At 43.3% G+C, this 20,228-nt stretch carries 16 protein-coding genes and 1 tRNA gene; 6 read left to right on the top strand and 11 right to left on the bottom strand.

Annotated elements, in window-relative coordinates; all coding sequences use genetic code 11:
* Positions 1–38: 38 nt before the first annotated feature.
* Positions 39–506, bottom strand: a complete 468-nt coding sequence (locus F6J90_RS41135; RefSeq protein ID WP_293108032.1) for a hypothetical protein — start codon at positions 504–506, stop codon at positions 39–41.
* Between the two features lie 146 nt (positions 507–652).
* On the opposite strand from F6J90_RS41135, the gene pyrE reads away from it, so the two are divergent.
* Entirely contained in the window at positions 653–1,264 is a 612-nt protein-coding gene (gene pyrE / locus F6J90_RS41140; protein ID WP_293108034.1) for an orotate phosphoribosyltransferase, read from the top strand.
* A 29-nt stretch (positions 1,265–1,293) separates the two neighbouring features.
* Here the strand turns inward: pyrE and F6J90_RS41145 are convergent.
* The 4 genes from F6J90_RS41145 to trmL all read right to left on the bottom strand — a co-directional run bounded on the left by F6J90_RS41145 (position 1,294) and on the right by trmL (position 5,970).
* A tRNA-Met gene (locus tag F6J90_RS41145) sits at positions 1,294–1,366 on the bottom strand.
* A 344-nt stretch (positions 1,367–1,710) separates the two neighbouring features.
* Positions 1,711–4,116: a peptidoglycan DD-metalloendopeptidase family protein gene (locus tag F6J90_RS41150; RefSeq protein WP_293108037.1), complete on the bottom strand. Its 2,406-nt coding sequence runs from the start codon at positions 4,114–4,116 to the stop codon at positions 1,711–1,713.
* A 1,020-nt stretch (positions 4,117–5,136) separates the two neighbouring features.
* The gene (locus F6J90_RS41155) at positions 5,137–5,268 is read right to left on the bottom strand and encodes a hypothetical protein (protein ID WP_293108039.1); all 132 of its coding nucleotides are present in this window, start codon (positions 5,266–5,268) and stop codon (positions 5,137–5,139) included.
* Positions 5,269–5,508: 240 nt separating this feature from the next.
* On the bottom strand, positions 5,509–5,970 hold the full coding sequence (trmL, locus tag F6J90_RS41160) for a tRNA (uridine(34)/cytosine(34)/5-carboxymethylaminomethyluridine(34)-2'-O)-methyltransferase TrmL (RefSeq protein ID WP_293108042.1): 462 nt from the start codon (positions 5,968–5,970) through the stop codon (positions 5,509–5,511).
* Positions 5,971–6,676: 706 nt separating this feature from the next.
* Between trmL and F6J90_RS41165 the strand changes: the two genes are divergently transcribed.
* Positions 6,677–6,859: a hypothetical protein gene (locus F6J90_RS41165; protein WP_293108045.1), complete on the top strand. Its 183-nt coding sequence runs from the start codon at positions 6,677–6,679 to the stop codon at positions 6,857–6,859.
* A 330-nt stretch (positions 6,860–7,189) separates the two neighbouring features.
* On the opposite strand, the gene gshA is transcribed toward F6J90_RS41165, so the two are convergent.
* Positions 7,190–8,341, bottom strand: a complete 1,152-nt coding sequence (gene gshA, locus F6J90_RS41170) for a glutamate--cysteine ligase (RefSeq protein ID WP_293108048.1) — start codon at positions 8,339–8,341, stop codon at positions 7,190–7,192.
* Positions 8,342–8,475: 134 nt separating this feature from the next.
* Positions 8,476–9,393 (bottom strand): histone deacetylase, encoded by a 918-nt coding sequence (locus F6J90_RS41175; RefSeq protein ID WP_293108051.1) that lies wholly within the window; start codon positions 9,391–9,393, stop codon positions 8,476–8,478.
* Positions 9,394–9,462: 69 nt separating this feature from the next.
* Here F6J90_RS41175 and F6J90_RS41180 point away from each other — a divergent pair, with 69 nt between their 5' ends.
* The 3 genes from F6J90_RS41180 (at position 9,463) to F6J90_RS41190 (ending at position 11,307) form a co-directional block, all read left to right on the top strand.
* On the top strand, positions 9,463–9,885 hold the full coding sequence (locus tag F6J90_RS41180; RefSeq protein ID WP_293108054.1) for a peptide chain release factor 1: 423 nt from the start codon (positions 9,463–9,465) through the stop codon (positions 9,883–9,885).
* A 181-nt stretch (positions 9,886–10,066) separates the two neighbouring features.
* A complete protein-coding gene (locus F6J90_RS41185) occupies positions 10,067–10,192 on the top strand; it encodes a hypothetical protein (protein ID WP_293108056.1) in 126 nt (41 codons plus the stop codon).
* A 164-nt stretch (positions 10,193–10,356) separates the two neighbouring features.
* Positions 10,357–11,307 (top strand): LamG-like jellyroll fold domain-containing protein, encoded by a 951-nt coding sequence (locus F6J90_RS41190; protein WP_293108059.1) that lies wholly within the window; start codon positions 10,357–10,359, stop codon positions 11,305–11,307.
* 319 nt (positions 11,308–11,626) lie between these two features.
* Here the strand turns inward: F6J90_RS41190 and F6J90_RS41195 are convergent, their stop codons facing one another.
* The 3 genes from F6J90_RS41195 to F6J90_RS41205 all read right to left on the bottom strand — a co-directional run bounded on the left by F6J90_RS41195 (position 11,627) and on the right by F6J90_RS41205 (position 17,149).
* On the bottom strand, positions 11,627–12,511 hold the full coding sequence (locus tag F6J90_RS41195; RefSeq protein WP_293108062.1) for an Rpn family recombination-promoting nuclease/putative transposase: 885 nt from the start codon (positions 12,509–12,511) through the stop codon (positions 11,627–11,629).
* A 487-nt stretch (positions 12,512–12,998) separates the two neighbouring features.
* A complete protein-coding gene (locus tag F6J90_RS41200) occupies positions 12,999–13,238 on the bottom strand; it encodes a DUF4351 domain-containing protein (RefSeq protein ID WP_293108065.1) in 240 nt (79 codons plus the stop codon).
* Between the two features lie 596 nt (positions 13,239–13,834).
* The gene (locus F6J90_RS41205) at positions 13,835–17,149 is read right to left on the bottom strand and encodes a tetratricopeptide repeat protein (protein ID WP_293108067.1); all 3,315 of its coding nucleotides are present in this window, start codon (positions 17,147–17,149) and stop codon (positions 13,835–13,837) included.
* 724 nt (positions 17,150–17,873) lie between these two features.
* Here F6J90_RS41205 and F6J90_RS41210 point away from each other — a divergent pair.
* Positions 17,874–18,128, top strand: a complete 255-nt coding sequence (locus tag F6J90_RS41210) for a hypothetical protein (protein ID WP_293108070.1) — start codon at positions 17,874–17,876, stop codon at positions 18,126–18,128.
* Between the two features lie 738 nt (positions 18,129–18,866).
* Here F6J90_RS41210 and ctpB read toward each other — a convergent pair.
* Positions 18,867–20,189 (bottom strand): carboxyl-terminal processing protease CtpB, encoded by a 1,323-nt coding sequence (ctpB, locus tag F6J90_RS41215; protein ID WP_293108073.1) that lies wholly within the window; start codon positions 20,187–20,189, stop codon positions 18,867–18,869.
* Positions 20,190–20,228 lie beyond the last annotated feature (39 nt).

The following is a 20,228-nucleotide window of genomic DNA, read 5'->3' on the forward strand; positions in this document are numbered from 1 at the left end:
AGCTCTAGTAATCTGACCCCTAGTAATCTGCCCCATACTCATCTACGCAGCTGTGGTATCGGCTGCGGTGCCAAGAAAAATTCTTGGTTTTCCACTTGGATTGGTATATCACTCGATTGCTCTAGCAACCGTAGGGAAGTATTATAGGGGTTGGGTAAATCCAGAGTACGAATAACAGGGCCACTTTCTACCTGCTGCTCTAGTAAATCCCGATAAAGATTACTGACACGCTGAGCATCCCGCTCAAGTGCCAGTTCTGGAAACGCAGGTGGCCATCCGGAACCAAAAATTGTATCGATTTGACTCTTGATGCTCCTGTTTTCAAAAAAGTTCCCAGAGTCATTAAAAAAAGCGTTTTCAAAAGCCTCAGGTAAGGTTACTAGAGGAATTAGCTCCAACTCCTCCGAATTAGTTTCTGCTATGGCACCACCTGCTCCTAGACTAGCAGTGGCTGCTATAACTACAACACTAAACAGCTTTGCCCAACGCATTTGCATCGTAATCACCCGTAGTTTTCCTCAATAGTATCCGATATTAGGGGGAAACTACCCCAGCGGGTGAAAGAATACCCACCAAATCCAAATCAACCGGTTTGATGGTAGCTTGTAGGCTGCCATTTTCCCTTGACTCTAGGTTTTTTTCAGTAATTTTCATGAACATCCAATCTCAAGCCCTGTCCACCCCAAAGGATTTACCTCTCCTGCGACCTTTTCTGCTGGATTTGTTTTGCCAACTCGCTTACCAAGAGGGTGATTTTGTGCTTTCGTCAGGGCAGCGTAGCTCTTATTACATCAATGGTAAACAGGTCACCCTTCATCCTCAAGGAGCATTGGCAATAGGACGTTTGCTATTCTCAATGCTACCTGCTGATACTCAAGCAGTTGCTGGCTTAACTCTGGGGGCAGATCCCATAGTGAGTGCGGTTAGCATTGTTTCTGCCTTAGAAAACCGCCCTATCCCAGGTCTAATTATCCGCAAACAGCCAAAAGGTCATGGAACCAGGGCATACATTGAAGGTCCTTCTTTGCCCACAGGAGCCAAAGTAGTGGTATTGGAAGATGTGGTGACTACTGGGCAATCAGCCATGAAAGCCGTGGATCGCCTCAAGCAAGCCGGTTACCAGGTAGAGCTGGTAATAGCGCTGGTGGATCGAATGCAAGGCGGAGCCGAGCTTTATCAGTCGGCTGGGCTAATGTTTCAAGCTCTGTTTTCGATTAAGGAAATCCAAGAACGCTACCAGGATTCCCTTGATCAATCCAGTTAGCTGGCTAATGTTGACTAATTAATCAGGTATGGCTCAGGCGGGATTTGAACCTGCGACCTCGGGCTTATGAGTCCCTTGCTCTAACCACTGAGCTACTGAGCCTTTTTTTTTAACCCTTATCTACTATAACATATCAATGCCAATAATTTCTATCATAATTTCTATTGCTTGAGCAGAAGTTTAGTTGACATACTGCTAAACGCCCATCGAACGGCACAGATAAAGGGGTATAGGGGAAAAGGTAGAAGAAAAATAGGAAAGGTCATTCCTGCCTCTGACTTAGACTTTCCCGTTAGCTCAAGCTGCTAAGGGTCAGTATAAATATTGTCAGAGAAGGTGAGGAAGAGTAGGAAAGTTACCTGTTGCTCACCTTACCCTTCACCTCTGTCTCCTCCTTCGACCTATTAATTTTGCCTGATTGGGATACTTCCCTTGAAATCACTCTATTACCGTCTTCTAGGCAAATAGGCGATCGGGTTGGCGGCTCCTCGACCTCTGGGATGAACCTCAAAGTGTAAATGAGGACCAGTGCTATAACCTGTGCTACCCATAGCGGCAATTCTTTGACCTTGGCCAACCTGTTGTCCACGACGCACAAAAATTCGGCTGTTGTGGGCATAAAGGGTCAGACTACCATCAGGATGCTTGATTTCCACCAATTTACCGTAGCCACCTGAATTCCAACCAGCACTGACTACAACACCAGGGGCTGCTGCCATAATTGGTGTCCCAATAGGAGCTGCAATATCAATGCCCTTGTGCATCCGTCCCCAACGCCGACCATAACCTGAGGTAATCACACCATTACTTGGCCAGATATATCCGTTAAAGCGGTTAGGGCTATCTGGCAAGTACATATCTGGTGTAGACAGAGGTGGCACTCCTGGCGAAACCGGTTTTCCTACCGGTATGCGGATCATTGGGTTAAATCGTTGCGGTGGGGCAGGAGCTACAGCTATTCTTCGGGGTTGTGATACCTCAGGTGGAGGCACAGGAATGGCAATAGAACTGCGTCGAGTTTTCCGGGGTGGCTGAGGTGTTGGAATAGCAATAGGAACCTGTGGAGCTTTCGGTGGCTGCGGTAATAATAATTCCGACTCTTTCGCACCAGTTGCTTGATTGTTCTGAGGACTGAACTCGGGAGTGATCTCGACGGATGTAGACTCCTTATCTGAGCTATCAGCAACTGGCTCGTTAACTGGCTCGTTAGTAGGAACTTCTAGGTTGATTGGTTTGCTTTCCTCTGGGCTGGTTTTATTGTGCCGGATTTCTTCCCGCATCTTGAGGATGTCAGCCCTTAATTTTTCAACATAGGAGTTGCGCTGAGAGTTAATAGACTCTAAAGGTTCATTTTCAATGGAGGAAGTAGCTTGAGCTAGCAGACCACTGTCTGAGGTCGATTCAGCCAGAATTGTCTTAGTTAGCGGTTTTACTTTAGCTTTTTCCTCTATAGATACGGATGTGACTTGATCTCGACTAGTAGAAGTCTTAACAGAGATAGTTGTTTCTAAATCCAATGGTCGCCCTATTGCTGGCTTCCAAGGTTCAGATTTCGGGCTGTTGCTAGATACCAAATTTACTGACGACTGTTGCTGATCGAATGTCCCAATTTGAGGAATTTTCAGCTGTTGATTAATTTCAATTAGGTGAGGATTATCTAGCTGATTGGCTAAGACTAGCTCTGAGCGGGATAAACCATAACTACGGGCAATAGAATCGAGGGTTTCACCAGCTTTGACCTGGTGAAAAGAGTTGCCAGTAGATGACAGCCTAGTTCCCACCACCACTGGCTGTGGTACATTTAGTTGCTCTGTAGTTACCTTGGTTGTAGCCGATGCAATTCTTGGAGTACTGACCTTGAAAACTGATGCTTTGACTGCCGATATGACAGTTGTTTCTGGAGTCGGTACTGGAATGACCACTGGTAGTGGCTCAGATCTAGTTGATTGGGTTAAGGCTGGTGATACAGCAACTTTCGGCCTTGGCTGTGGGAGCAGCGCCGGAGCTGTAGGTACCGTAACAATGGGCTGCGATGTTTGTGTTACTGAACCCTCAGGTTTTAGCACTGCAGGGGGTAAAGTGTGTGGGCTAGAACCAAGGGTCGCTGATGCCAGTTCATAAGACTTGTTAAACTCCTCGGACCTCAACTGAACCAGACTTTTGCTCAGACGGTTTCGATGTTTTTGGAGGCGCTTGAGGGCTATGTCTTGTCTAGCTTTTAAAAGATTATTGGTCTTGTCGGAAACAGCTTGTGATGCATCCGTTGACAGGTTACCCGATTTTGAGACTGGTGCAGATGCTAGCAACTGTTTTGGCTCTACACCCTCAGACTTAGATGAGGCTTTGACATCAGTACCCTTAACCTCACCAATGGTAGACTTCCTGGCTATTGGGAGAGTGTCATCGGTTTTGAGCTTGTTAAAATTCGCGTTCGCGTAGCGGCTCGTACCGAGCATCGCGTAGCGTCGGCTTTGCCGAATCGCAAGTTCTCGGGGTGAGGCTGGCTTTGATTCCACACCCCCTTGTCCCTCCTTAGCCGGGTTTAGCAATGAGGGGCTTGAAACAGCGGCAACCTTAAATTCTGCTGCTGGTAGATTCGTCCCACTTGGCTCAGGAGCAACTGGCTCGAATGCCATTGCTTCATCGCCCTGTTGAGGTAATAGTAACCCAGATGCCCCCATGGAAATCGCCAATCCAATCATGGCTGCTGAGGTACGAGCCTTACGGTTCACCTCAAGGGGAATTGCTGCACCGACCGGATGATTACTTGCAGGTAGTTTCGATGGCGAATCCGATGACTCTGCTGCACAGGTCGGAACATGATTGACCTTATCAGTAAGTGTTCCTTTCAAAAACGTCCTCCTGGTGTTTGACGAGCGCTTAACAGTTCCTGATTTATTTTTTACCAGTCAATGATTTGACTCACTTCTAAAGTGTGATCCAAATCACATTTATTTGGGAGACTTAGCAAAGATTACCGTGCTTCTTTGATTTAGACAAGCTCACATGACTACTAAAAAATTTATTCTTTGACGGCAATAGCTAGATACACCTTGAAGCCATTGATAGGTAATTATCCTTAGACAACTAGGTGGACAACATCCCATAGCAGAGATATTGTCGAGATTGACCACGGCTGCCGTTCAGGATTGCTGCATATGCTGCATATATATGCATATAAAGTAACTGGCTAATCAGGCGTTCTCCGGGAAACCACCCTCAGTAACCCCAGAAAATCGAGCATATTTGCTGATTATTCTGTTTGAGCGCCATAAAAACAGCGATGGGAATCTCGAAGCAACTGACTAGTTACAGCTGAACTCTACGCGAATTTTGGGTAAGACAACAACCGTATAATCCTGTATCAACCCGGATCTTAATCCTGGTGGGTTGCTAGTTGATGGTGTGCTCACAAAATCCTTCAAATCCTCCTTTTATCTACTGATAGCTGGTTTGGTATACTGATCACTCCCCATTTGATATCAGCAAAATCTATCGGTAATTTCTCGGTAATCCTACTCTTTATGATAGAAATTTCTTATATGTGTTAAGTAATTTCAGTTTTCTAGATAGCTGAATTTCTGGTGAGTAATTCTACACACACTAACTCATTCAACCAAGGTGCGTCCGGCCAGCTGTAGGCTGACAGTCCTTGATTCTACCCAAAGATGCTTGTTTTGACGTCTTTCCCTGATTAAAACAGACTTGTGCAACAAAACGTTTTTACACAGTTTAACCAAATCTAAAAATCTAGTTATTGATTGATCACCTAGGGAATTCGCTGAGAGGGATTGTTTTTCACAAAAATTACACATTTCTACAGACATTTCCTATTTACACCATCAGTAGAGGATAAATTAGGCATTTAAACTCTAGCTATAGTGTTTAAACCCCTCAAGGGGTATCAGTATGTTTTGAGTGGGGCGATCAGTTGCTCCCCATGTAATTTTTCGATCGTACTCCAGCAACAGTAGGACTAGGGAAACAGCAACTTTAGTTGCCATCAATATTTCTCTTGACACCTGATTTCAGGAGTGGTATATTAAAGTGCTAAGCTTTAATTAAAGATTAAACGGTTAAGGCTTAAACGTAAATCGATACAACTAAATCGATACAACTAAATCTATAAGAAAAATCTATACAAGTAAATCTATACAAAAGAAATCTATATCAAAAATTTATACAAATAGGACTGGGGAAACCAAGTAAACTTAGTAAGTCCTAATTATTAACACAGAAAACACCTATTCCAAGTAACCCAACTGACGCCTGGCCTCAAATAAGCCAAGGGCAGCACTGACGGAGAGATTTAAGCTGCGCACTCCTGGCTGGGTCATGGGGATAAAGACTTTAGCCTGACAAGCATCTAAGACATGGGGAGGCAAACCTCTGGTTTCGCAGCCAAACAATAACCAGTCCTTGGGCTGAAACTGAAACTTGATATAGTTGTATGTTCCTCTCTTGGTAAAGCCAATCCATCGCCCCTCTTGCTTCTGGTGATAGCTGACAAATGCATCAAGGGAATCATGATATTTGAGATCTACATAGGGCCAATAATCTAGTCCTGCTCGTTTCAAGTAGCGATCGCTAATTTCAAAACCCAACGGACCCACTAAGTGCAATTGAGTAGTGGTGGCGGCGCAAGTTCGGGCAATATTGCCGGTATTCGGTGGAATTTGCGGGTTGATTAAGACAACTTTTACCATGAAACCCTTAACACGTTTGACCCTAATCTATATTCATACCAAATCTGGGTCTAATACCAAGTTGCGGACAAACGTACAACTTTCTCTTCCCCCAATCTCCCCATCTCCCCATCTCCCCATCTCCCTATCTCCCCATCTCCCTATCCAACCAATCTACTATCTTTGAATACAACTCGGTATAAAACCCCTGATTAGAAAACAAATAGGCGATCGCCTATGGCTATTTTAAGTGGTGACAAGTAGCTTGAAAGCTTGACTGGGTCTGGGGTGTGGGCTAACGGGTCTGGGCGAACGGGTGTCGGAAAAGATTTATTTGAATTCAATGGATTCAGGTTCGAGGAGCATTCGATATATATCTTAGGTTATAGTACTATAGGCATACCTAAGGTTTCTAGTTTTGTCTGTATTTCAGATCACCTCTACCTAGTGATATAGATCATATATGTTTTTCTTATATTAGTTTTTGTTGAACTATATATTAGATATTCTTATATTTCAAACCATTTCACCTGGCAAAAAAATTATTCAATTAAGGCGGTTTTCTTTACAAAAACTATAAAAACTTTATAAAAATTCATAAAAAATGGCATCGTAATCAGAGGGTAGGGCGAATGAGGATTTGCCCTACCCTCGTAGTTATAAGTTTAATTGTTTAAGTTGAATTTAATAACAAATAGGAAGTTGGAGTTGCTTAATTAATAATGGAATGATTTTAAGAGTGAGGTGGAATAGGCATCTTGCCGTGGAATGGGCATCTTGCCGTGGAACTGGCATCTTGCCGTGGAATGGGCATCTTGCCCGTTTCATTAGATTGTGGGGCGGGCAGGATGCCCACTCTACGAATATTCAAAACAAGACTGACCCAACCCGGGCAGGATGCCCACTCTAGGAATATTCAAAACAAGACTGACCCAACCCGGGCAGGATGCCCACTCTAGGAATATTCAAAACAAGACTGACCCAATGCGGGCAGGATGCCCACTCTACGAATATTCAAAACAAGACTGACCCAACCCGGGCAGGATGCCCACTCTACGAATATTCAAAACAAGACTGACCCAACCCGGGCAGGATGCCCACTCTACGAATATTCATTCAAAGACTGACCCAACCCGGGCAGGATGCCCACTCTACGAATATTCATTCAAAGACTGACTCAACCCGGGCAGGATGCCCACTCTACGAATATTCATTCAAAGACTGACCCAACGCCAGGAAGTTAGGCTACCAGGGACTGGCACAATTGATCTTCTAGTAGCGATTCTTGTTCAGCCATGGATTGAATGGCTTGAATCATCACTTGGCGAGGATTAAAACCCACTCCATGAAGTTGTAACCATTGCGAAGCGGTGTTTCCTTCCCGTAGAATTTTCTGAACCGGTGAGAGGAAGCAACTAAAACCCTGTTTTTTGGCTACCGGCCAAACCTCTTGATAAAGTTCCTCAATCCAATCTCTTGCCAGAATTAGTCTGCCATCCTGCCAATGCCTAAGTTGGGCATCCAAACTGGATTTAGCCGCAGCCACTTCATTGGCATCTGTGAGGGCAATCAAGTCAGCGGAACGGTTGTTGGCAGGTATTGTACTTATCTCCAGGGGGTCAAGGCTGGGATCATCAATCAGTTGGATCAGGCGTGCTTCCAATAGTGCCATAACCGATAACAGAGCAATGGGATCGACCATTAAATCACAGATTCTCAGCTCTAGGCGGTTGAGATCATAGGGGCGTCGGTTGCCATTGGGGCGCACAGAGGTCCACAGATGACGGACATTAAACATGGTACCAGCAGCTAGTTGCTCTTCATTCCACTGGATAAAGTGACGATGGCTTTCAAATAAAGGAACATCAGAGGGAGTTTTGGGAAACATTCCCCAACGGGTGGAGTGATAGCCAGTGGTTTGGCCATCCAGAAAGGGGGAAGATGCACTGAGGGCTAGATACAGAGGAGCTTCCATTCGCACGAGACGACAAGCTCTCATCAGGATTTCCGGGTCAGAGATGCCGACATTGATATGGATGCTGGCAGTGACAACTTTAGTGCCGTAGGTGGTCTCAATGTAGGAATGGTAAGGATTATTGGGGTCAGAACGGTAAAAGCGATCGCTTCCACCTAAGGACAGGGTACTGCCGGGAATTAGTGTATAGTTACCCAAGCTTTTTAAATACTGTCGCAGCTGCTGCCGAGGACGCACTAAGGCACATAAAAGACGGTCATAGCAACATAAAGGAGCAGTGGTGTATTCGACATTGCGCTGATCTGGCTCTCGGACAAATCCGTCGAGGGATGCCACAATCTGATCGGAAAAACCGACAATATCCCCTTCGGGAGTGCCGGTATACATTTCTACTTCAAAGCCTTTAGATAGCACCACAGTTTTTTTATGGGGAATGGTAAATTGGGAGTGGGGTGTAGCGTTGGCCGTAGCTCTAGGGAATTTATCTACCTATATCTAGCTATCAATCCTATGAATTACGACCAAAGAATTCCTACTTCTCTAGTTTGCCATTAAAGCTTAAATTGGCGATAGACCTCAAGAGCAGCACGGTAAAGTAAAGAGTGGCGATAGATTAGGGCATCGAAATCATTTCCGTAGCCACCACCAATAACACTAGCAACTGGGATGCCAGCTGCTACACAGGTACTCAACACTTGCATATCCCGACGGTAGATTCCTGTGTCGGTCAGGGCTAATTTGCCCAAGCGGTCTTCTACATGGGGGTCAACTCCAGCATCGTAGAGGACTAAATTGGGTTTGAATCCTGAGAGTAAGTCCGGAAGATACTTGGCTAGGGTCTGTAGATAGGCATCATCATCCATCCCCTCTGGTAGGGGAACGTCTAAGTCGCTTTTTTGTTTGGTGCTAGGGAAATTGACTTCACAGTGCATGGAAAAGGTGAAGACACTGTGGTCGTTTTGGAAGATAAAGGCGGTACCGTCTCCTTGGTGGACATCTAGGTCAACAATTAGAATTTTCTGCACTAGTCCCAGTTGTTGGAGAACACGGGATGCGATCGCTAAATCATTAAAGATACAAAAACCTGAGCCATAATTGGGAAAAGCATGATGGGTACCACCAGCAGTATTGCAGGCTAACCCTTTACTCAGGGCTAGTTTAGCCGTAAGAATCGTGCCACCTACGGCAGTACAAGTACGCTTGACTAAAGCTGGACTCCAAGGTAAGCCAATGCGTCGCACAGCTTTCGGCTCAAGGGTACCTTGACAGTACGCTTGAACATAGTCGGGGGTGTGAACCAGGTGGAGCCAGTCTAGTGGGGGACGGTCTGGGGTGTGGAATTGTTGAGGAGTGGCAATGCCTTCTTGTAGCAGTAGTTGGTAGAGTTTCCCAAATTTAGGCATGGGAAAGCGATGCCCGTCTGGCAGAGGTGCAACATAGTCCTGGTGATAGACGATTGGCAAGTTCATGATCAGACAGGGTTTTCCAGCTCGCTACACTTTTTTTAAAATCCTCAACCAAGTCAAAGGAAGCATAACATGAATAACCCTTGGCGTAATTTTAAGCAACAGCCTTGGCTACCTCTGTCCAAAGTAGCTGCCTTAACCACTGTGCTGGTAGTTGCTCTAGAGAACCTGTTGATATGGGTCTTGACTCAATCAGAAATTTTCCGTCCCGTCTCGGTGCTACTATTTTCTAGACCCCTAGCAATCATCTGGTTTATGGCTGCGGCTGTAGGAGTTGGAGTGTTAGGAGTTTATATTTGTGAACGTTGGCAGTCTCAGGTATTCCTGAAGACCTCTAGTCTTTGGGCTTTAGTGTTGTGCCTTATCGTCGGTTTATTGCTCAAGTCCCAACTGCCCATCCCTTTTGGGTTAGTTGGGTTTTCCATGGATTCTGTGATTGGAGTAATCCTAGGGGTATTTTGGAAAGGTCGTCGTTACTGGCGTTATTGGAATTAAAAACGCTATGGGCGAGCATTAAGCCGCTACGGGAACGCATCAAAACAACGAATACTATAGCAATCCACTATAATTCATCAAATTATTGCAGTGGGGAAATCTTGCCTGCACTATAGTCTCAGGTTTTTGTTGCTTCAAAACAATCACTAATTCTGGTACTACTCTAGCGGCTTCTAGCCTAATGAGGATCAATTTTTTTGATCTTCCCTATTCCCTATTCCGACTTTCCTATTCCCTATTCCCTATTCCCTATTCCCTGTTCCCTGTTCCCTGTTCCCTAAAACCCCAAGAAATGTACCTCACCTAATTGAAAAAGGCAATATTGGACTTTGGACAAAATAGTACCCTCAAAGGGTACTGTCAATATCTAAGGGGGCCTTTGACAATAGATTTGTTAGCCAATTGTTTTGAGTAGAGACGAAAGGCAGAACATCAAATTTTGTCCAAAGTCCAAGCAGAAGAAAAACAGAAATGTTTACCCCCGATCCCACAGATTTGGTAGCTGAGTATTTATTTGAGACTCCAACGGACACCAGAGTGATCAGGAACACAGCTAATCCTGGAACCCTTGACGGTATGATCCAGCACGATCCGGATGCCCATCCTCTGGCTCCCTCAGCGGATGTCCCGCCAGGGTTTGTTGGTTCAGCATCCCTGAACTATAACGTTCTCAGACGCTTATCTGATAGCGGCGAATCCCCGCAAATGTCCTTTGCACAATACGTTGAGGTTCCCAATTTCCCAGATCTGGCTAACCTGACCGTGGAAACTTGGGTTAAGGTTGATTACATCAAAGCAAACCCAGCCTTTACCGATCCTCCCCAGGGTACTTACCCTGATGGAGAAGTTGGTTTTGGAGCCTGCCCACAGCCGATATGCAAAGGATTTTCCTGGTATCTTTTCCTGAGTACTCTACAAACGGATCGCAACCTGATTCTGACTATCATCCCCAACAATGTCACCCAAGGATTACCTAAGGAAGCAGACGAAACTAGCGGCAGTGGTGGTGTAGTCAGTGAGGATATCATCCATGGTGGTCAATGGACCCATCTCGCTGCAACCTTTGGTGAACTGGCTCCCGGTAGGTTTATCATGCAGACCTACATTAATGGCATCCAAAGCCACATCGAAGAAGTTCGAGACTTTAACGGCAACATCCGTCGGATTCCCAATCAGACTGACAACCCGATAGCCCCTTCCCCTGGTAGACCCCTAAGGCTGGGGCAATTCCGTGAGATTCAAGGCGACCTTGACTATCAGTACTCGGGACTTTTGGCTGGTGTACGAATTTACAGTCGGGCTTTGACTCAGGAACAAATTCAAGCTGATTACAGGCATGACATCTGTTCAGGTACAGGACCATTAGGGAAAGAAATCTTCAGACTGGGCTTACTTAGTCTATGGCTGTTGAAGTCTACTTGATTGGGGTCAGAGGAATGAAGAATTAAGAATGAAGAATGAAGAATGAAGAATTAAGAACTAAGAATTAAGAATTAAGAATTAAGAATTAAGAATTAAGAATTAAGAATTAAGAATTAAAAATGAATAATAAAGAATTTAAAATTATACCTTCGCCGATTATAAATTCTGAATTCTACATTCTGAATTCTACATTCTGAATTCTACATTCTGAATTCTACATTCTGAATTCTACATTCTCAATTCTACATTCTCAATTTTGCATTACCCACTCTAGCAGCTATAGATGGCACTGCTTTTGGATACTACACCTAACGGGATTTTACTTATCCCTAAACTGGTTCAACCAATTGGTCAAATCCACCTCGGTTTGAAAATCTAACAATGCTTCTCCTAAATCTTCCAACTGGTCAAAGGATAATTCCTCAATTTGATTTTGTAATTGGGGATTTATCTCACCTAGGCGACGGTTAATTAGACGGATAATTAAATTAAATTCATTGCGCTTTCCTTGTTCTAATCCTTGTTCTAATCCTTGTTTTAATCCCTGTTCTAATCCCTGTTCTAATCCTTGGCGAATAATTCGTTGATAAACTACTGATTCTTGCATCATATCCTCCCGAAAATAGGCTTGAATTAACTGCTCATCAAATTTCACCCCAGCCAACAGTTGCACGCAAGCAGATAGGTTACGCTGCTGTTGTCTATCTTCAATCATATCGATTTTGGCTGCTACCTGAGATAGCAATGTTTCTGGCACTTCTGCTTGTGCTAACACAGCCAAGGGTAGTAACCCCGGCGTTGTGAGTAATGCTTGTGGATCACATTCCCAAATCCGAATCACCCGGTAGCGGAAGGATAGGTTCCTCTCGGTAAATTGATTCACAAATACTCCCGCTAATCGGCTTGGTTTCAGGAAAATTATTACTTGCTCAATATCACAGCGATACTGCCGATACAACCTTACCCAATAATCCAGCATCCGCAGGGGTAAAGGAGGTTCAGATTGGGGTAGGGTTTGAAATTCCAAATGCAAAATAGCATCAGCAACCCGCACAAAAAACAAGGCATCTGCTCGAATTGGCTCTGTGCTCAATTCGGTGTTGAGAATTTCGATATCCTCTGCTGGTTGCTGGTTCCACAACCAACGGGTAAAGGCTTGGGGATATTGTTCAACTAAATATTTCAGGGTACTGTCGTAAGTCATTACACATCTGATCTAACTAAGTCAATTCTGGTTAACTAATCGAAAAGAGGGTTAAGAGCTACAAATTCGACGACTCGAACCTATCCCAAATTATCTTCTTAAAACCCAGGGAAAGGTATGTCGGAAATATCGACCACTTAACTAACTCTTTAAATCCCGAGGAAATCCTGACAATAATCAACGTTAATTATGGGTAAAAAAACTAGAAATACTTCTAGCTTTTGTTTGGTACTATTTTTATATTTTATCACAAAAATTAGCAATAATATTAGTCTGTATTTATTTAAAATATTTAATATTTTTAGCTACAATTGGGACTTATTTACTTCAGTTAAATCTATAGATCCCCCCTAACCCCCCTTAAAAAAGGGGGGAACAGGAATTGGATGGGATTTTGAGCAATATTATTATAGTGGGTAAGGCAAATCCAAACCCACTCAATCAGCTCTAGATTGCACTGCTTTTGGATACTAAACCTAACGGGATTTTACTTATCCCCAAACTGGTGCAACCAATTGGTCAAATCCACCTCGGCTTCAAAATCTAACAACGCTTCTCCTAAATCCTCTAACTGCTCAAAGGATAATTCCTCAATTTGATTTTGTAATTGGGGATTTATCTCACCTATGCGACGGTTTAGTAGACGGATAATTAAATTAAGTTCATTGCGCTTTCCTTCTTCTAATCCTTGACGAATAATCCGTTGATAAACTACTGACTCTTGCATCAGATCCTCCCGAAAATAGGCTTGAATTAAATTAAGAATTTAGAATGAAGAATTTAGAATGAAGAATTTAGAATGAAGAATTTAGAATGAAGAATTTATAGCAACTGAAGTATAGTTTAGGACAAAGTAAGCATTCAGCCGTCAGCCGTCAGCCGTCAGCCTTGTGGCACAGGCTTCGACGCTGGGAGGTAACTCAGCATTATTCCAATGCTTACTTGTTTTATTCCAATGCTGATAGCTGATAGCTGATAGCTGATAGCTGAATGCTTACAGGACAAAGTATTTTCCTTGAAAGGGAGCAGAAATATTATGTGTTAAGCTTTACTTCGACTGCTATACCTTCTATCTTATATCTTCTACCTTCTATCTTAGAAATTTTACATTATATAGCGCTACGCGCAAGGCAAGAGGCAAGAGGCAAAAGGCAAAAGTTGAATAAAACAGCTTTTCAGCTTGTATCAATGTCCTAACTTTAATGCGTAGTGCTATACCTTGTTAATTCTTAATTCTAAATTCTAAATTCTTAATTCTAAATTCTAAATTCTTAATTCTTAATTCTCAATTCTTAATTCTTAATTCTACATTCTATATACTGATTACTGTGACAAATCATCCCGCAATCTTTCCAGATTCTTACGAAAGGTTACAGTATTAGGATGATTTGACCCTAACTTCCGTTCTGCAATCTCCAAAGCCTGGACATAAAGGGGTTCCGCTTCATGGTAACGCCCCTGAGCATGGTAGAGAAATGCCAGGTTGTGGAGACTACTGGCTACATGGGGATGGTCTTGACCCAGCAGCTGCTTATATATCTTCAATGCCTGCACCAAGAGGGGTTCGGTCTGATCGTAGTGCCCCATTGACCTGTAGAGTAATGCCAGGTTGTTGAGACTTTGGGCTACATCGGGATGGTTCTCACCCAACAGCTGCTTTCTGATCTCCAATGCCTGGACATAGAGAGGTTCCGCTTCATGGTAAAGCCCCTGATTATAGTAGAGTCCAGCCAGGTTGTTGAGACTGGATGCTACATCAGGATGGTTCTCACCCAACAGCTGCTTTCTGATCTCCAATGCCTGGACATAGAGGGGTTCTACCTGATCATACTGCCCCATTGAGTAGTAGAGTACTGCCAGGTTGTTGAGACTTTGGGCTACATCGGGATGGTTCTCACCCAACAGCTGCTTTCTGATCTCCAATGCCTGGACATAGAGGGGTTCTGCCTCAGGGTATCGCCCCTGAGCTTCGTAGAGTCTACCCAGGTTGTTGAGACTGGATGCTACATCAGGATGCTCCTCCCCCAGCAGCTGCTTTGTCATATTCAATATCTGGACAAAGAGGGGTTTTGCCTGATCATAGCGCCCCATTGAGTAGTAGAGTGCTGCCAGGTTGTTGAGACTGTCGGCCACATCGGGATGGTTCTCACCTAGCCAGTGTTTTCTGATCTCCAATGCCTTCGTATAGAGGGGTTCTGCCTGATCGTAGCGCCCCATTAACAAGTAGAGTGATGCCAGGTTATTGATACTGGTGGCTACATCGGGATGGTTCTCACACAGCCAGTGTTTTCTGATCTCCAAAGCCTTGACAAAGAGGGGTTCTGCCTCATGGCAGCGCCCCTGATTATAGTAGAGTCCAGCCAGGTTGTTGAGACTTTGAGCCACATCGGGATGGTAGTGACCCAGCAGCTGCATTCTCATCTCCAAAGCCTGAACTAAAAGGGGTTCGGCTTGATCATAGCGCCCCATTGAGTAGTAGAGTCCAGCCAGGTTGTTGAGACTGGTGGCTACATCGGGATTCTCCTCCCCTAGGCGAATTCTAGTTATCTCTAAACATTGCTCATACCACAGTTCAGCCTGGTCATAGATACCTTGACCTTTATAGAATCTTCCTAAGCCAAAAAAGGGCAATGGTGAATCTTCATCCCTGAGCCAGTCAGTTAGGACTGTGGCAACTTCCGCTAAATGAGGGATGGCGGGTCTAACTGCTGCAATAATTTCTTTAGTTGGTGTATCAGGAATTTCTTTTGCCTTAGCCACCATTGCCTGACAAAAGCTTTCCTTGTAGCTATCGGCCTCTGGTAATTGAGCCAGCTTGGTCAGGAAAAATTCTCGAATTAGTGGATGGAGTTGATAGGTTTGCTGTTCAGTCAGTTGCAATAGGTTCAGTTTCAGTAAACTGCGATTGGCCGTAGGCCACGCTTCGCGAACGCGTAATTCTTCCAATTCTTCTTGTGCTTCTTCCCAGTCATCCTCATCTTCAGTTTCGATAATACACTTCTCTACCAGTGACCACTCAAAAGGAGCTTGAGCAAACAGACTCAAACGACATCCCAACTGTTGGGCTTCTGGACAATCGTTCAAATCTTCCCAGGATAACTCAAAGGCTGCTGCTACTCCCAACTGGGCTGTAATTGCCCCTTCTTCTGTGGGATCAAGTAATGCCTTAGCTGCTAATTTCTTTTTCTCTAAACGTTTCTGAACTTTAGCAATGGTTAAGGTCGGATGTTCGTCAAGATATCGTCCGACTAACTCCAAACCCAAAGGCAAATACCCCAACCATTTACATAACGCTTCTGCTTCGTTTAGTTCTTTATCAATGCGCTCTTGTCCAACAAGCTTACCTAATAACTCTAATGCTGCTTCTGGGGATAGTACATCCAAGTCAATTCGTCGGTAAGAAGCCCCTGGACGCTGACGACTGGTGACCAGTACTTTGAACCGGGATTCAGCTGGAGGCAAATAGGGTTTAATTCTCTGTTTGTAGTCATTGCTGAAAGAAGCGACATCATCCAGCACGATCAATACTGTTCCTTCTGGCCAATTTCTCCAGCAGTATCTTACCTGCTCGTTGAACTCTAGTTCATCTGGAATGGTTAATCCTAATTCCGTACGCCCAAAACTAACAACTTGAGTCCCCAGATCTAGCCCGCGCACTGGAAACCAGCACCTACCACCAGGGTAGTTATCCTGATATCTCAAAGCATATTGTAGAGCTAACTCGGTTTTGCCCACACCGCCCATTCCGGCAATGGCACAAATTGCTAATATATCGGTTTTTTGAAGTTCCTGATGGAGCTGCTTAAGTTGATCGTCTCTACCGACAAAGTAGGGAGTGCCACTATTGATACTAATGTTAGTCGGGGAATTTAACGTTATCTGTTTTTTTGTGAGGCATTCCTCAATAAATTTATTGACACCAAGATAGACCAAACTGTTTTGAGACTCTGGTTTGCATAGGTCAATATGGTGCTTTGGTATAGCAACGGGCTTCACTCCTTCAATGCCTGGGTTGGCACTATCTTCGTTTACAACCAAAATCCCTTGTACAGGCTGGGTTTCATAATAGACTTTTGTGGCAATTCCTAGACTCCTAACATTTTCTCTATACCACTCATTTAATTCCCGTAACTGAGGGTGATGAGATTTTAGTTCCTCCACACTTACAGTCGTTCGTGCTAAAACACCAATATTATTAATTAATTTAGCGAGATGAGTCCCAGTGTGGGGAGTAGCCAGAAATACTATCCCTTTAGTCTGCTCAATAATCCCTTTATAGTCATCAAAATTATTAGCACTACGAAGCATCTTTTTGACTAAAAGCCCGCCCATACTATGAGTAATAAATATTAATGGACGCTTACCTAGATTGCAGCTGTGTAACCAATCTAATAAATTACTAGCAAGATCGAAAAGGGGCATACTGCTGTTGCTTTGCCAGTTTGTTGCTTTCGCGTCATACCCAAAAGACCAGATGTTAAGGCATAGTTGCTCTTGTCCTAGCCAAACTAGCCAAAAATTATCATCATTCATTGGGTTCTGGGGATGCCACGTGCCTCTAGCTTCACCTCCCAATCCGTGAACAAACACCACATCCATACTGGCTTCTGAGTCCTCGCACCCTGAGATTTTGATCAATCCCCTGGAATCGCTCACCAATTATCCTCCAGTTAACTCTATAGCCTTAACCAGTAGATACAGATAACCCTATTTTTATTTATTCTAATACAAAAAAATCCAGGGAATAGGGAGCAGGGAGTAGGGAACAGGGAACAGGGAACAGGGAACAGGGAACAGGGAACAGGGAACAGGGAACAGGGTAAAAAGTGATCACAATTCATTTTATATACCATTTTAGATACCTATAACAATTTATCGGATATATTTGAGTTTTTAATTTACTGTTTACAAGGCTATCAGTGAATTAAATTTACGAAAACAACGAACGCTAATATTTTTATTATGTCCCCTGTTTGCGATTCTAACTTCTAACTTCTAACTTCTAACTTCTAACTTCTAACTTATAACTTCTACTTGGTGGTGCGTTACGGGGCGGGCTATCCCAATACTGACTACGAAGTGGAAAATTAGGGCTCGCCCGCCCCTAACGCACCCTACGCACTTAATTCTTAATTCTTAATTCTTAATTCTTAATTCTTAATTCTTAATTCTTAATTATTCATTCTTAATTCTTAATTCTTAATTCTTAATTCTTAATTCTACATTCTTAATTCTACATTCTTAATTCTACATTATTAATTTTCTTCCATTACCCCTCCAAAAAAAAATTCTAAAAACCCTTGACAATTAAATTTGTAATCGTTATGATTATTATTGTAAACTTCAAAAGCAATTTTGAACTATGTCTGACAACTTTCGCCCGGATCCAGAAAACAATCCTGAGGATATCACTCCTAGTAATACTCCTCAGGAACCTTCCCCAAAAAAATACCCCATTAAGCACATTCTCAAGGGGTCCCGTCGGGCAATAACCAATACCATGCATACCCTTTATGCACGGGGTTACGCCGAAATCTCGGAGTGGAGCCCCCTTCAGCCGACTGGAATTCCTGGCGAATTCATCACCATGATGACCAAGTATTTAAATTTGGGTTAAACTATTAAATTACAGGGGGGGTAACCCCCCTGGCCAAAGCATCAGTTTTGTTCGCGTAGCGTGACCTTTGGTCAATCCTATGGGATCATTTCTGGATTGGTTTAGAAAGTTGAGGCATAACTAAAAACTCCTAGCCGTGGAAGGTATTTCTGCGGCTATTTTTTTTTGAGGTAGAATTAAGAATGTAGAATTAAGAATGTAGAATTAAGAATGTAGAATTAAGAATGTAGAATTAAGAATGTAGAATTAAGAATGTAGAATTAAGAATGTAGAATTAAGAATGTAGAATTAAGAATGCAAAATGTATAATCTAGAAGGTATAGCAACCGAAGTATAGTTTAGGACAGAGTATTTTGGTTGAAAGGGAGCAGGGAGTAGGGAGCAGGGAGCAGAAATATGTCTTAAGCTTTACTTCGACTGCTATAGAATCTAAATTAAAAATTAAAAATTCTAAATTAAGAATGTAGAATGAAGAATGAAGAATGAAAAATGAAGAATGAAGAATGAAGAATGAAGAATGAAGAATGAACTAATTCTAAATTCTAAATTCTAAATTCTAAATTCTAAATTCTAAATTCTAAATTCTAAATTCTAAATTCTTAATTCTTAATTCTTAATTCTTAATTCTTAATTCTAAATTCTAAATTCTTAATTCTTAATTCTTAATTCTTAATTCTTAATTCTTAATTCTAAATTCTAGATTCTAAATTCTAAATTCTAAATTCTGAATTCTAAATTCTACCAGACCCTACCTGAGTTTATAGGTTGACTGAGGGTTCCAGGCCCAGAGGCAGTAGTTGACTTTAAAACTGCGATCGCTTTTCCGTATTGAGGATCCTTGCTAGTGGCACGCCATCCCGGTTGACTAGATAGCAGTTTCCGTTGCTCAAGGGTCAACTCTTGGCGAATATCGGGCACAATTCCTTTCAAACTAATATCTTCACCACTGGGTAGGTAGTAACGAGAGACAGTCACTGTTAAACCCGAACCATCGGATAAGGCATGGACAGACTGGACAGCGGCTTTACCAAAGGTGCGAGAACCGATAACAGTAGCGCGTTTGTTATCTTTGAGAGCACCAGTTAGAATCTCACTAGCACTAGCAGAGTTACCATCCACTAGAATTGCTAAGGGCAGTTGGGTCAAGGCGGTTCGATTAGCCGTGTATGCCTGTTTGCCACCGATCCGGTCTATAGTGCTAACAATTTCTCCCTCTTGCATCCACATCCGGGCAATTTCAATACTGGAAAAAAGTAATCCTCCTGGATTCCCTCGCAGATCTAGGACATAAGCATTCACCTTCTGCTGATTTAGGTTGCTAATTGCCCGTTGCATTTGTTCAGCTGCATGGGAACTAAATTCATTTAAGCTAATATAACCCACTCGCAGATTCCCTTCTTGCTTGACGCTGTAACGAACAGAGGGGATTTCTATCTGAGCTCGGGTTAGTTGTATCTCAAAGATGCCCTGTCCTGGTCGAGCAATCCGCAGAGTGACTGATGTTCCCACTTTACCCCGGATTAGTCCCGACGCATCTTCGAGACTTAACCCTTTGGTAGATTTGCTATCTACAGCTAAAATCCTATCCCCAGCTTGAATACCTGCCTTAAACGCTGGAGAATTTTCAATCGGTTCAATGATTAACGGGGTTTCGGTCTGCTTTTCTATTTCCATGCGAATACCCACACCAGACAGTTCACCAACGGTTTGGTTTGTCAAGGCTTGGAACTGTTCTGGCTCTAAAAAGCGGGTGTAGGGGTCTTGCAAACTTTCCAGGGCTTTCCTAATCGCTTTGTAGGCTTCTTCTTTTGAAGCGTAGTTTCTGCTCAGAAGTTCATGTCTAGTCGCGTGCCAGTCAACTTGGTTAAAGGTGTTATCGACATATGCCCGATTTACAGTTTGCCAAACTTCATCAACAATCGTTTTGGGGCTATCCTGAAATGCTACAACCACAGAGCTACCATTAATCGGTGTTGCCCAAGACCAAACTGCTGTGGTTGCGATCGCTCCAGTGAACAGAACACGTTTGAGTCGGGGGAAGTTTTTCAGGGATTGTCTCATGGATATAAGGCGGCAAATTACTTAATTACTTAATCTATT

The organism is Moorena sp. SIOASIH (assembly GCF_010671925.1).
GTDB lineage: Bacteria > Cyanobacteriota > Cyanobacteriia > Cyanobacteriales > Coleofasciculaceae > Moorena.